The organism is Xanthovirga aplysinae (genome assembly GCF_009711365.1).
Lineage (GTDB): Bacteria > Bacteroidota > Bacteroidia > Cytophagales > Cyclobacteriaceae > Xanthovirga > Xanthovirga aplysinae.
In genome coordinates, this window is sequence record NZ_SMMB01001241.1 from 1 (window position 1) to 13,574 (window position 13,574).

Sequence of the window (13,574 nt, forward strand, 5' to 3'; positions counted from 1 at the left end):
AAATTTGTTGTTTTGTCTATATTGTTTTATCAAAATATTTTGAATTTATGAAAAGACTTTTTGGTTTAGCCTTAGGCTTTATTTTTTCAGTATCATGCTTATACGGTCAGTCCGCCTTAAAATCTCCAGAAGAGTTTTTAGGCTATCCATTGGGAGAGCGGTTTACCCCCTATTTTCAAGTGGTTAATTACTACGAATATCTAGCTTCAAATTCTCCTAAAGTTAAATTGATTACTTATGGGGAAACATATGAACACAGACCTTTAAAATTGGCCTTTGTTTCTTCTCCCGAAAATGTGGAAAACCTGGAACAAATTCGAAAAGATAATCTTCGTCGGGCAGGAATATTAGAAGGGGCCCCTTCTTCTCCAGTAGGAATTGTCTGGCTAAGTTATAATGTTCATGGAAATGAAGCTTCTTCCACAGAAGCATCGATGAAAACTATATTTGAACTAGTTCAGGAGGATAGTAAGAAAAGCAATGAATATTTAGAGAATACTTTGGTTATAATGGATCCCTGCATGAATCCGGATGGACGGGATCGATATGTGAATTTTTATACCCAATATGGCAATTTGATGTTTAATCCCGATGTGAATTCAGCTGAACATCAGGAGCCTTGGCCTGGTGGAAGACCTAATCATTATTTATTTGACCTGAATAGGGATTGGGCCTGGCAGACGCAAGTAGAATCACGAAAACGATTGGAGGTCTACAACCAATGGTTGCCACAAATTCACGTTGATTTTCATGAACAGGGGTATAATTCTCCTTACTATTTTGCACCTGCAGCCGAACCTTTTCATGAGGTGATTACCAAGTGGCAACGTGAATTCCAACAAGAAATAGGGAAAAATCATGCAAAATATTTTGACCAAAATGGATGGTTATACTTTACTCGGGAAAGATTCGATTTGCTTTATCCAAGTTATGGAGATACTTATCCTACCTACAATGGAGCAATAGGAATGACCTACGAACAGGCTGGCCATGGAATGGCTGGTTTGGGTGTTCTTACCCAGGTGGGGGATACTTTAAGTTTGAAAGATCGTATAGATCATCATTTTACTACAGGTCTTTCCACAATAGAGATTGCCTCTAAAAATAGGGAAATGCTTCTTGAGGAATTTGGTGAATATTTTAGGGAAGCTAGAAATGAACCTAAGGGGGCTTATAAGACCTATGTGATCAGTTCCCGTGATGACAATGATAAACTGAATAAATTAACAGCATGGCTAGATGAACAAGGGATTCTGTACGGAACCTCAGGCCAAGAAAAAAGCCTAAAAGGGTTTGATTATAGCAAGGGAAAAGAGTCAAATTTTCGATTGAGCAGCTCGGATCTTATTATTAGTGCTTATCAACCAAAATCAGCATTGGTGAAAGTTTTATTTGAACCACAAACTGCCTTAAGCGATTCTGTAACTTATGATATTACCGCTTGGTCTGTTCCCTATGTTTATGGTTTAAAAGCTTATGCTTTGAAAAATCGTTTGATGCCTTCCGGTGTTTATTCCAAGCCAGATTTCACTCAGAATAAATTAATGGAAAAACCTTACGCTTACCTGGCTCCCTATCATAGTGTTAAAGATGCCAATTTTTTGGCTCAATTGATCAAAGCGGGTATCAAGGTGAGAAGTGCGGAAAATAGCTTTACCCAAAATGGTAATCAGTATGAAGCTGGAACTTTGATAATTACTCGAGCTAATAATCGAAATTTGGGTGACAAGTTTGACGAAAAGGTAATAGAATTAGCTCAAAAATTGGAAAGAAAGATTACCGCTGCTCCTACTGGCTTGGTGAGTGATGGAAGCGATTTCGGAGCGGGGAGTGTGCGCTATATAAATCCCCCCAAAGTAGCGGTTTTGTTTGGAGAAAGAGTTTCTTCATTAAATTACGGAGAAATATGGTATTACTTTGAACAAGAATTGGATTATCAGATGACGGCTCTCTCTGTGAATTATTTTGATCCTAGTGATTTATCAAAGTATAATACATTAATTCTTCCTGCCGGTAGTTACAATTTTAGTGACGAACAGTTAAACCAATTAAAATCATGGGTTAGGAATGGTGGAAAGTTAATCTCCATTTCCTCCGCTTTAAATGCATTTGTAAACAAGGAAGGTTTTGGTCTTAAACAATATTTAAATGAAGAAGAGAAAGAGGAAGCTAAACTTGGAAGGGAAGAATTGACGAAAAGAGAAATGTTGGCCAATTATCAAAGTCGGGAAAGAAGATATATGAGTCAATTTATTCCTGGTGCTATTTATAGGGTAAGTTTGGATTCCACTCACCCACTCGCATTTGGTTATGGCAAAGAGTATTTTACTCTAAAGAACTCATCCCAACGGTGTTCCTTTTTGGAGAAAGGATGGAATGTAGGGGTAATCAAAGATAACAACCCTTTAGTTAGTGGTTTTGCAGGTAGTGATGTAAATAAAGAGATCAATAATTCACTGGTATTTGGTGTACATGATATGGGTAGAGGTGAAGTCATTTATATGGTTGATGATCCACTTTTTAGAGCATTTTGGGAAAATGGTAAATTGCTTTTTTCTAATGCCCTATTTATGGTGGGAAATTAGAAATAAGCTTTGACCTTTTTAAGGGAAGGAAAATTAAACTTAGTGATGAATGTATTTGTTGTGCAGATAAATATTCCTTCTATTTGGAGGCAGTTGTCAAGTGTATTATTGGTGATTTTTTTCAGTGGATGTTTAATAGGTTGTCAAGGAAAAAAAGAGGCAAAAGAGAGAAATATTGAGGAGATCCATGAAGAAGAACTTCCTGCTGTTGATATGTCTAACAAAGGAATTGGCCCAATCAAAGCGCTGGAATTGGGAGAAATAAATCTGAAAATGGTTGAAGAGGGAAAAAAGTTATTTTCGAGGAAGTGTATTTCTTGTCATGATTTGGATCGAGAAGTAGTAGCACCAGCTCTAAGAGGGGTAACGAAAAGGAGGTCTCCGGAATGGATAATGAATATGATTTTGAATCCTGAAGAAATGATGAGGAAAGACCCTATTGCTAAAGCTGAGCGGGACAAATACACATCTCTCATGACCAACTTGGGATTAAGTCAGACTCAATCCCGGGCTTTGTTAGAATATTTTAGAGCGATGGATGAGTGATTACTAGAATAAACCATGATGCGAAAGGCGACAGATTTTTCTGTCGCTTTTTTTCTGTTTTAAGCATATTGCTTTGAGATAGATTGCAACTCAAGGGTTCTCTTGGCGCTCTTTTTCTGGAATTAAGTCAAATTGGCTAAGGTGATGTTTGAAATGCTTTTGATGGAAAATTATCCATTCTTTACCGTTAAGTAGCCCGAAAACTGGATGCATGTTTTTTGCATCAGGGTTTTGCTTATAATACCCAATAAAATCTTTCAATTCAGTTTTTAGCGAATGTATAGCTGATTGTAAATCCTTATGGTGCAAAACGGCCAGCTTAGATCCCAATACTGGGCTTTTAAACCCTTTCGGGAAGTCGTTATCCGAAAGCAAAAATGCCATTAAAGCTGGGAGTTTTTCTTTTGGGCTTTTTAGGGGAAAAGTCTTTTTTCCATTGGAAAGTTGTAGGGTATGTGTTAAGTGTTCGATCATATGTTGAGCAGTCATTATTCCCCATACAGGACTACTTTCAGGAGTCAAGACTTTCAATCGGTCAAATTTCAGGTTTTTTAGGAACTCTTCGGTGGAATAATCCATGTTTTTTGATGTTAATTCAATTACAATATAATCGAGAATATGGTAGGCTGCTATTTTTTTGGAGAGAAAAAAACTAAATAGAATGATTTAAATGGAGAGAAGATATTTGTTTTGACATGAGGGGATTTTTCCCTCCATTACAACGTTGGATGTCAAAGGCTGTGATTCTTTCCATATATATTATCTTCTTTTATCACCTTATAAAATTCAAAACAGCAAGCATTTTCAAGTGTTATAATAAAAAATGTTCTTTCTTATCACTTTTTGTTTTCATATGCAAAGAGAAAATTTTTAAACATGCTCTTAGGTTAAACTTAGCTTCATGTATAAATCAGTATCAGCAGAGCAGGCTGTAAAAGCAATAGAATCTTATGACAGAGTCTATATTCATAGTGCTGCCGCTGCTCCTCAGGTGTTGATTGATGCTTTGGTTCAACGGGCAGGAGAACTAAAACAGGTGGAGATTGTCCATATGCATACCGAAGGGGAGGCTGCTTATGTAAAAGCTGAGTACCAGGATAGCTTTTTTTTACGTACGTTTTTTGTCGGAGATAATGTAAGAGAGGCGGTCCATAAAGGTAGAGCAGATTATATTCCACTTTTTTTAAGTGGTATTCCATATCTCTTTCGAAAAGGTGTAATGACTATAGATGTGGCATTGATTCAAGTTAGTTGTCCAGATAAACATGGTTTTGTTTCTTTGGGAGTTTCGGTGGATTCTACTCTTGCCGCTGTGGAGTGTGCCAAAACTGTAATTGCTGTGGTTAATCCCCGGATGCCAAGAAGTCATGGTGATGGTGTGATTCCTATTGATCACATTGATATTTTGGTTGATGATGACCGGCCCCTTTATGAATTGCCTATACATGAAGTGGGAAAGGAGGAACAAAAAATTGGAGAGTTTGTGGCTCCCTTGGTAGATAATGGGGCTACCTTACAAATTGGCATTGGGTCTATTCCCAATGGGGTTATGATGGCTTTGGAAAACCACAAAAGGTTGGGGGTACATACTGAGATGTTTTCCGATGGGCTGATTCCATTAATTGAAAAAGGAGTAATAACTGGTGAAGAAAAAAAAGTAATGCCAACTAAGGTGGTATCCGGGTTTGTTTTGGGAAGTGTGCGGACTTATGATTTTGTGGATGATAACCCTGGGATTGCTCTTATGGATACTGCCTTCGTAAATGATGTAGCCACAATTCGGAAGAATCCTAAAGTTACCGCAGTCAATTCTGCCATTGAAATTGATTTAACAGGGCAGGTTTGTGCAGATTCAATTGGGGAGAGGCAATATTCGGGAGTGGGTGGTCAAATTGATTTTATGCGTGGGGCTTCCTATTCGGAAGGAGGGAAACCTATCGTCACTTTACTTTCGAGAACAAAAAACAATGAAAGTAAAATCGTTCCTGTTTTAAAGGAAGGAGCAGGGGTAGTGTCCACGCGTGCTCATGTACATTATGTAGTAACCGAATTTGGAGTGGCCTGCTTGTATGGAAAATCTTTAATGCAAAGAGCCATTTCCTTAATTGGCATTGCCCATCCCGATGATCGAGAGAATTTAGAAAGAGCTGCTTATGAACGTTTCGGTAGTTTGAATATGCGACGCTTTTTTTGATCCTTTTGGTTTCTAAGATTTATTGACCTTCCTAAATTCTGATTTTTAACCTTCCACTGCAATTCTAATCACTTGGAATTTAATTCTTACACCTCTTTATAAGTTTCTTCTATATTTAATTAGATATAATCGATTTGATTGAATAGTAGATGTAGAATACTTTTGTATTGTTAATTAATTGAACTTTAAACAGTAGACGGAGTTATGAAAAATCTAATTGGAATAGAAAAAGCAAGTGCCAAACAGATCAGTGAAAAGTTAAATGAATTACTAGCGAGCTATCAAGTATTTTACCAAAATCTGAGAGGTTTTCATTGGAATGTTACTGGGCCTAATTTTTTTGAATTACACGCTAAGTTTGAATCTATGTACAATGAGGCAGCTACTGCAATTGATGAGATTGCTGAGAGAATATTAAAATTAGAGAATTCCCCATTACATAATTTTGGAGATTATCTGAAGGTATCGAAGGTGGAAGGTGTAAAGAATGTTTCAAAGGATACCGCTACAGTAAAACATACTATTGAGAATATGTCTCAATTATTGAAAATTGAAAGGAAAATATTGAAGCTGGCTTCTGATGCTAATGATGAGGGTACAATTGTTTTAATTGATGATTTAATTTCAAGTAAGGAAAAGGCGGTGTGGATGTTTAGTGCCTTTTTGAAGAAGGCGGCTTAAGAGCTTGTTTAAATATTTTGTTTTTAAACGAAAATGGAATTTTGAATAGATAAAAGCAACGGTAAAACGTTTTTTCCAGATCTGTAAAATAATAGAGTCCCGGGGAAAAGTGTGGCTTTTCAAAAATCATTTGAAGCAAAAAGAAATCATAAACATGCTCCAAGACAAAACAGACCATTGCAAAGAGTTTATTTCAAGAATTTAAGGGTGGGGATTTAATTTCTACCCACCCTTTAATAAATGCTTGAATAGAGTTAAAGAGGGATTACTTATTTAGAGAAATTTTTTCCTTAAGAATTTCCTTTCTAAGGTTGTCATACTTGTCAAAGGCAAATCGGTTGGAAAAAAGAATAGAAAAGATCAAATTGAGACTGCAACCTGCAAAAATGGCCAACATAATCAAGATCTGATATTTAATAGCAGTCATTGGGCTACTTCCACTTAAAATTTGGCCGGTCATCATGCCAGGCAAGGCAATTAATCCTGTTACGGAAATAGTGGCAATTAGAGGATTAAATGCTTTTTTGATAGCTTCACGCAAAAAGGGTTCTAAGGCAGCTTTTTTACTATTTTTATTAATGAGGATGAAGTAATAAAGGTTTTCGTTTTTAACCAATTGATCAAAGTAAGTATTTAAGCCCACAATATTGTAATTCATAGCATTTCCCAGGATCATTCCTGAAATGGGAATAAGGTATTGGGCATCAAATACATTATCAAGGCCTATTATAATATCTAAAAAGAAGGCATTAATAACCAATAGGCTTATCAAAGTGGAAAGACAAACTGGTAAAAAAAAATATTTTAGTTTTAGGCCGCTCCTTTTTGTGGTGGTAAACGCACCAATTCCTGCCATAATCACCACCCAGGCACTATTTAGCAAGGCATTATTCCATTGGAAGATGTAGCCCAAGTATATGGCCACCAAAAACAATTGGACACTCATGCGAAGTAGAGCCACAAAAGTTTCTTTGATCAGACCTGTACGATAATATCCCATATAGAAAATGGGAATCACCATGATTATGTAGCCTAAAAGTAAACTCCATAAGTTAATGTCTGTAATTCCATTCATTCTTTTATAGGTTTATTACCTTATCACATTGTTTCATCCACTGTTCGTTATGTGTAGCTGAAATCACAGTTAAATCCTTCATAGAAAATATAGCATCCATTAATTGTTTAATGGATAGGTTGTCCAAGGCAGAGGTAGGTTCATCCAAAAATAAAATGGGACGTTTAAGAGCCAAACAGGTAGCTAAAACCAATCTTTGTTTTTGTCCACCACTAATTTCACTAAAATCTTTGGTAAGCATATCTGTGGACATTCCAGTTTTCTCCAGGAAAGGTTCAATATTTTGCTTGAAATAGGTGTCTTTTTGTAACATTTTGGCCAATTCCAGCCCAGAATTAACAGGCAAGTTGATGTTTTGAGGAACCCAGGCTATTTTTTTCCTTATCAATGGCATATTTTCTGGAGAAAGCAACAGATTTTCATATTTAACGGTTCCTGAATCAGGTTCCAACATTCCCATTAGAATTCTAAGGATAGTTGTTTTCCCACTTCCTGAAGGTCCCCAAAGACAAACTTTTTCTCCCTTCTTTATAGAAAATGAATATTTGTTGATGATCGTTTTTCCCTCCCTTGAAAGAGAAACCTCTTTGAACTCAATCATTAATCAGGTATATGATGAATAAAAAGCAATACGTAAAAGTAGAGAGATTTGTTGAAAATTCATGTTCAAACTTTCAATTATCGGTTTTTTTTAAATTGGTCTCTATTGTAAAGTAGTGTAATTTGCTCTTTCTTAAAAACATTTGAGAATGGTAAATAAGGTTAGGGGTAGTTTCTTTTTGAGGAGAGGGAATATAGGATTGAATTTTTTGTTTATGATGTGTTTGATATATTTAATCCCTTTGAATTGGAATTTTACTTTTGCCTTGGTAATTGCAATTTCGAAATTCTCTATTATTATTCATTTATTATCTTTTATTCCACAATTGTTTTTTCAAGTTTAGAAAGAAAACCAGGATCTAAATCGGCTCCAACTCCTGGTTCGTTACACAAAGTAACTTGTCCATTTTTATGATAGATGGCACCTCCTATTACGGGATCTTCTGTTAACATAAGGGGAGAGTCAAGGTCATAGGCAAACAAACTTTTTCTGGCAGCAGCTAAATGCAAGCCAGCCGTTAGTGCCAATCGGCTTTCTGACATGCCTCCTAACTGAGATTTAATACCGGCGGCTTCTCCAATTTCCAATATCTTTAAGGCCTTAAAAAGTCCTCCGCATTTCGCTAATTTAATGTTAAAATAGTCACAGGCGCCCATTTGGGCCAGCCTGAAAGCATCATGGTGGTCTCCAATAGACTCATCTGCCATGATGGGAATATCACATTTATTGCGAATTTGGACTAAAGCATTGGCATTCCACTTGGAAATTGGTTCTTCACAATAGGCAATGTGGTAAGGTGTTAACTCTCGTAAAATGGCAATGGCCGATTGCACTTCCCAACCTTGATTAGCATCCACCCGCAATGGTATTTTATTGTCCACCACCTTTCGAATGGCTTGAATTCTTGCAATATCTTCATGTGAATTTCCTCCCAATTTTACTTTAATAAAAGGAAATCCGGCTGATTGAAATTCTGAAGCTTTTTGAGCCATTTTCTCAGGAGATTGGAGGCTTACCGTCATATTGGTGCAATAGGATTTATCATTTTTACCTCCTAAAAGTGCATATATGGGTAATTGACAATATTTTCCCATGATATCGTAAAGGGCGATATCAAAAGCACTTTTTATGGTAAAGTTTCCCCAAATTGCCTGGTCCATTTCATTATGTCTGGATTCAATTTCCAACGGGTTCTTGTGGATGAGTAATTGTGCTAGCATTTTGGCAATTTCAAATTGAGAGGCCTGAATTTCTCCTACAATAAAAGGATAAGGACTACACTCGCCCACACCATAAAAACCATTGTTAGTGTGGATTTTTATTACCGTATTCTGCGTCTCTCTAACTGTTCCCAGTGAAATCACAAAGGGTTCTTTAAGAGGGATATTCATTTTAAAAATCTCAATTTTAGTGATTCTTAAGCTATGAAAAGGAGTAAAGTTCATGTTAGATAATGATTTGGAAGAGTGGTATCCTTGCTGGTTAGGCTTTATTTTTCAGGGTATTAGGTAATTTAATGAATTTTTATTTCAAAACGGTACCTGGATTTTCCGTATAAGAATCACTTTATTCTATTCATTTTTAAATTAGTAAATCTATTAACTCTATGGGATAAAAAGATTATTATAAAGAGATTGTTATTAAGTGTCAATATTAATGTGTAGAATTGCAGGAAATTTATTGCTTAAAGGTTTAGTATATTTGTTTAAAATCTAAATTGTTTAGGTCTTTTTAGAAAATATTTAATTTTATTAAACAACAATAATTATCATTTTTGACATTTATCTAACTGTTTAAAGTTATTTTTTAAATTGTTGTGATCTAATCTTAATAATTAATGAAGGATATTCTCCTGAAAAAAGGAAATCCCTGGGCATTGCTTCCTTTGGTGGTTTTTATGTTGTTAATCTTAATTGTATCTGTGATAGCAGGCGATTTTTATAAAATGCCGTTAACAGTTTCTTTTATGATTACCTCCGGCGTTGCCTTGCTTCTGAAGCCAAAAATGAAGCTTTCTGAAAAGTTGGAAATATTCACAAAGGGGGCTGGGAATAGCAACATTATGTTAATGTGTGTGATTTTTTTGTTGGCTGGAGCCTTTGCACATGTGGCTAAAGCCATGGGAGCTGTAGAAGCTACAGTTAACTTTGGCCTTACTTTTCTTTCTGGTAATTTTCTATTAGCGGGTATTTTTGTGATTGGATGCTTTATTTCTCTTTCGGTGGGAACAAGTGTGGGAACTATCGTGGCTTTGACCCCTATGGCTTTAGGAATTGCAGAAGCCGCTCAATTGGATGTGGGATTGGCCCTAGCTTCTGTGATTGGTGGAGCCATGTTTGGAGATAACCTATCTTTAATTTCAGACACTACCATAGCCGCAACACGTACCCAGGGTTGTTCTATGGGAGACAAATTTCGGATGAACTTTTTTATTGCTTTACCAGCAGCGGTCCTCACAATATTAATTTATTTGCTGTTTTATGGTGCAACTCAAGAATCAGTGACCACGGCTGGAGATTATGAATTAATCAAGATTGTACCCTATTTGGTAGTGCTTGTTTTTGCGTTGGCAGGGATACATGTTACCATTGTTTTGGGAAGTGGAATTGTCCTTGGTGGAGTTATTGGTCTTTGGACCAGTTCTTTCGGATTGTGGGATTTTACACGTCTTATTGGTGAAGGTATTGGAACAATGAGCGAACTAATAATTATTTGCTTGCTAATCGGGGGAATTGTGTCTTTAATTCAGTATCATGGAGGAATAGATTATATTCTTAATTTTATTACCTCTAGAATCAAAAATCAAAGGGGTGCTGAAATGGGTATTGCCATTCTGGTAGTGCTGGTGAATATTTGCACCGCCAATAATACTATTGCCTTGCTGACAACCGGGCCTATTGCCAAACAAATAGCTGATAAATATGAAATTAAACCTAAAAGGACAGCTAGTCTGATTGATACTTTTTCTTGCTTTTGCCAGGGAATAATTCCCTATGGGGCACAAAGTTTGACAGCCGTCACTATTGCTGCTTCGGCTGGTTTATTGGTTAGTCCATGGAATGTAATGCGTCATTTGTATTATCCTTATTTACTTGGATTAAGCGCGTTAGTGGTGATTTTTATTACAGCTGTAAAGGTTAAAACCAAACTTAGAGAAAGCGTGGTTGCTTAATTTTGGACTTTAACTTAAAACTATAGATTGTTTTTATGAGTAATTTCAAAAAACTACAGAAATCTAGGAACTATTGACGAAATGCATATATATGAGATTTTCGTCAATAGTTTTATAAGTTTTGGTTTTGGCATTAAAGAGGGAGATAGGTTGTGGGATTTAGAAAGGGAAAGTAATATTTTGTTACTGAAAATCTCCCAACTCATTAATCAAGATTTTACTCATCTTTAGAATGTTAAAATTATTCCCTTTAGAAAAGAATAAAACCAAACCCTTAATTTCTAAACTTATTATTCCCTACTGTGGTAGTATAAAACACCTTTCCATTATTATCAATATATTAAACTTCCATTTGATTTTTATCAAGAAAAACAGCTAAAAAACCACGGGTTCTCTTATAAAATTTCCTATAGGACTGGGCTTTCATGGGCTTGTCCAATTTTCCCCCTGATCCTTAAACATAATGTTGGGTGATTTTTCCCTCAGGTTGATAATGCTCCAGGTCATGAAAATCTCCGGAAAAATAGGCTTCATTCTGGAATTGATCCATAAATCTTTCCAGGATATTCCTGATTGAATTTTTGCCAGGACATAAATTAAAAAGAGGATAATTCGCAATGATTACATTCTAATCCGCTTTAGAATTAGAAAGTGTACTGTCAAATCATTGTAATTGAGTCACTGTATCTTGTTCAAATATTTTTTCGTATTTCTGTTTTCCAATGTAGCAATCCACAAAAGGATTTGTATCGATGTAAATGAATTTTACCGAAGTGTGGTTTTCATCACTAAGGGTTCTGTTTACCGTATAGTAATAATTTGGCAAATGCCAACCTGGAATTTTTTGATGGTAATGTTTTGTTCTTTCAGTTCTAATTCAAAAGGAGAAGTTTTTTTGATTTTGGCATGGACTAGAGCCCATGTAATGAGCAAGAAAGCAGACAACAATACTCCAAACAAAATAATTTTACTTTTAGGTATGTAGACCATAATAGCTTTTTTAGGAGATTAAGCTGGATTTAGAATACAAATATTTTTTTCTTAATCTAGAATTACGTACATATTACCCTTATTCGTTCGCAAATTTAAATATTTGATAATGAGTGTTTAACCATTGATAGTTAATTAATTGTTAAATTTTCTACCCGAAGTTTTAATCTTGCCTATTTTGGGGTTTATAAAAAATGAATTTATTTGTTTTTTAGAGGGGTGACCCGCACTAAAACCAGTATGCTGTTACATTTTTTAGTGAATGCTTCCATTTTGGTTTTTTCTTATTCCATTGGCATTCAGGAAATAAAGTTTATAAAAAGAGTTGAAAATGGTAAGCTTTTTGCTGTACAGCAATTGTGAAAATGGTAGTTAACTGGAAAGGGAGAGATGGGTACTGCCAGTTGTTTAGAGAGAAATGATTTCTCTTTTGTCCTGCTTTATGGGATTTTTTTGATTTTGTGCCTCCCTATTTTTTTACTTAAAACTGTTATCATGAGGAATGTTGTAAATTTGGCCATGGTCTTACTATTGACTATTTTTTTAAACAGCTGTGCAACTGTTTTTGGAGGAAGGATTACCGAAAGTCAAAGGCGAAAACCAATGCCTGGAGAGCCTCAAAGGCAAATTAGAGTGGGAGCATTTATTGCTGATCTCTTGATTTTTTGGCCAAGTTTAATTGTGGATTTTGGAACTGGAGCTATTTACCGGCCTAATTACCACCAAAGTAACTATTATCATATTCATGTGGAACCCTCTTCGGATTGATCCAATAAAAGTTAAAGAGTTTGGCCTTTTTTAAAGCCATTCAAATATCACTTTTAAGCCTGAAAAGGAATTAACCTATATGGTGGATTCCTTTTTTGGCTTATGGTAAAAAAATGCTTTTAATTAATCCCATTAATGGAGGAAAATTGGTGTCTTATTGGTTTTCATTCTAATTTTTTTAATAAGCTTCAGCCAAAGCTGGATAAGTAAAAAATAGAAAATGAAAAGTATTTAATAAAAAGTGTGTAAGAATACTGCTCTCTATTCTCTGTGTTTGATCATAAAGCCAACCATAACCAAAACCAGTTAGGGTAGCGAGAGCCATGTATTTTATTCCGCCGGTATGATAAGCAAATCCGAAAAGTAAAGAAGTAATAAGTATAGCCCACCATCGACCAAATGGATAACTTATCAACCATTTTTTTAGGTATTTTTGAATAAACCCTCTAAAAAAAGCTTCTTCAGCTGTGCATACAAAAAAGAGATTTACAAGAGCCCAAATAAAAAAACTCTCGGGCAATTTAGGGTCAAAATGAACCAACGAAAGCAGGTAACTAAACGTCAAAACTATTACAAATATGGGAAGCATTAAAGGTATCGACTGCTTTAGTAGTACCTTCCAACTTTTTCCCTTATGAATTAACTGATGACCAAACCCTAAAATTAGGATGGTTATAAGTGTTTTGTCGAAGTTTAGGTACATGGTAAAGGGAATCCCGTCCCTACTTATATAGACCTGATCTAAAACCTTCATATTATTAAAACCAGGGAGCAAATGATTGGCTAATAAGTAGCTCATAATTAAAGCCATAATACCGCAAGGAATCCGGTAGATCAGCATGTATTTATCCTGGGGATAGACAAATGCAAAGAGTCCAAAAAACAAGATAAATAATAAGCCTAATGTTGAAATAGTCTCGCTCCACAAAGCAAATATTATTGCCAGAGCAAAGGGGTACATC

Annotated in this window: 10 protein-coding genes and 1 pseudogene; 6 read left to right on the forward strand and 5 right to left on the reverse strand. The window is 35.6% G+C overall.

The features are described from left to right. The first annotated feature begins 47 nt into the window (after positions 1 to 47). Together E1171_RS18650 and E1171_RS18655 are read left to right on the forward strand one after the other, a co-directional pair. Entirely contained in the window at positions 48 to 2,585 is a 2,538-nt protein-coding gene (locus tag E1171_RS18650) for a M14 family metallopeptidase (RefSeq protein ID WP_155207574.1), read from the forward strand. A gap of 45 nt (positions 2,586 to 2,630) precedes the next feature. Beyond that, positions 2,631 to 3,131 carry a c-type cytochrome gene (locus E1171_RS18655; RefSeq protein ID WP_155207575.1) on the forward strand — a complete coding sequence of 167 codons (501 nt, stop codon included), beginning with the start codon at positions 2,631 to 2,633 and terminating at the stop codon, positions 3,129 to 3,131. Positions 3,132 to 3,221: 90 nt separating this feature from the next. On the opposite strand, the gene E1171_RS18660 is transcribed toward E1171_RS18655, so the two are convergent. After that, positions 3,222 to 3,710: a DinB family protein gene (locus E1171_RS18660; RefSeq protein ID WP_155207576.1), complete on the reverse strand. Its 489-nt coding sequence runs from the start codon at positions 3,708 to 3,710 to the stop codon at positions 3,222 to 3,224. Positions 3,711 to 4,032: 322 nt separating this feature from the next. On the opposite strand from E1171_RS18660, the gene E1171_RS18665 reads away from it, so the two are divergent. Together E1171_RS18665 and E1171_RS18670 are read left to right on the forward strand one after the other, a co-directional pair. After that, a complete protein-coding gene (locus tag E1171_RS18665; protein ID WP_155207577.1) occupies positions 4,033 to 5,325 on the forward strand; it encodes an acetyl-CoA hydrolase/transferase family protein in 1,293 nt (430 codons plus the stop codon). Between the two features lie 204 nt (positions 5,326 to 5,529). Then, positions 5,530 to 6,006, forward strand: coding sequence for a Dps family protein (locus tag E1171_RS18670; protein ID WP_155207578.1), 477 nt, complete (start codon positions 5,530 to 5,532; stop codon positions 6,004 to 6,006). Positions 6,007 to 6,271: 265 nt separating this feature from the next. Here the strand turns inward: E1171_RS18670 and E1171_RS18675 are convergent, their stop codons facing one another. From E1171_RS18675 to E1171_RS18685, 3 genes and pseudogenes are all read right to left on the reverse strand, one after another. Then, on the reverse strand, positions 6,272 to 7,081 hold the full coding sequence (locus tag E1171_RS18675; protein WP_155207579.1) for an ABC transporter permease: 810 nt from the start codon (positions 7,079 to 7,081) through the stop codon (positions 6,272 to 6,274). 4 nt (positions 7,082 to 7,085) lie between these two features. Further along, positions 7,086 to 7,622 (reverse strand): annotated as a pseudogene (locus E1171_RS18680) (ABC transporter ATP-binding protein); the annotation flags it as partial. 374 nt (positions 7,623 to 7,996) lie between these two features. Then, complete coding sequence (locus tag E1171_RS18685) at positions 7,997 to 9,127, reverse strand: mandelate racemase/muconate lactonizing enzyme family protein (RefSeq protein ID WP_155207581.1); 1,131 nt, start codon at positions 9,125 to 9,127, stop codon at positions 7,997 to 7,999. Between the two features lie 392 nt (positions 9,128 to 9,519). On the opposite strand from E1171_RS18685, the gene E1171_RS18690 reads away from it, so the two are divergent. After that, complete coding sequence (locus tag E1171_RS18690; RefSeq protein WP_155207582.1) at positions 9,520 to 10,854, forward strand: Na+/H+ antiporter NhaC family protein; 1,335 nt, start codon at positions 9,520 to 9,522, stop codon at positions 10,852 to 10,854. A gap of 1,485 nt (positions 10,855 to 12,339) precedes the next feature. Then, positions 12,340 to 12,612, forward strand: coding sequence for a hypothetical protein (locus E1171_RS18695; protein WP_155207583.1), 273 nt, complete (start codon positions 12,340 to 12,342; stop codon positions 12,610 to 12,612). 178 nt (positions 12,613 to 12,790) lie between these two features. Here the strand turns inward: E1171_RS18695 and E1171_RS18700 are convergent. Then, positions 12,791 to 13,574, reverse strand: a 784-nt coding sequence (locus E1171_RS18700) for a CPBP family intramembrane glutamic endopeptidase (protein ID WP_155207584.1), incomplete at its 5' end; no start/stop codon positions are given.